At 37.5% G+C, this 525-nt stretch carries 1 protein-coding gene; it reads left to right on the top strand.

The window, feature by feature from the left end; all coding sequences use genetic code 11:
• Nucleotides 1-525, top strand: a 525-nt coding sequence (locus tag LC438_RS18245) for a response regulator transcription factor (RefSeq protein ID WP_223587506.1), incomplete at both ends; no start/stop codon positions are given.

The raw sequence follows: 525 nt of genomic DNA, 5'->3' as shown, positions 1-525 counted from the left end.
CTACGCAACAATATGAATTCGAAATTGTAAGAGATGGTAACAGCGCACTACAAAAGGCTCTTGCCATGAAACCAGATGTTTTTATTTTGGATTTAGGTCTACCTGACATAGACGGTGTAGAGCTAATAACGAAAATTAGAAGCTGGACTCAAACACCGATTATCGTTGTTAGTGCTCGTGGAGAAGAACACGATAAAATCAATGCATTAGATGCTGGCGCGGACGATTATGTCACAAAGCCTTTCAGTGTTGAAGAACTATTAGCCCGTATTCGAGTAGCCTTAAGAAGATTGACGTATGAGCATCAGCTAGAAAATGAACCCTCTGTCTTTGTCAATGGTCATTTACAAATAAACTATTTGGCAAATACGGTGTTTGTGAATGAAAAAGAAGTTCATTTGACACCTATTGAGTATAAGCTATTGGTTATTTTATCAAAGCATGTCGGTAAAGTTTTAACGCATAACTTTATTTTAAAGGAAATTTGGCACAACGTACTTCAGTCGGATGTTCCAAGTCTTAGAG

It is taken from the genome of Microbacterium sp. OVT16B (assembly GCF_019969705.1).
Classification (GTDB): Bacteria; Actinomycetota; Actinomycetes; order Actinomycetales; family Microbacteriaceae; genus Microbacterium; species Microbacterium natoriense.
Note: the sequence above shows the minus strand (reverse complement) of the source record. Positions and strands in the feature narration are given on the sequence as shown.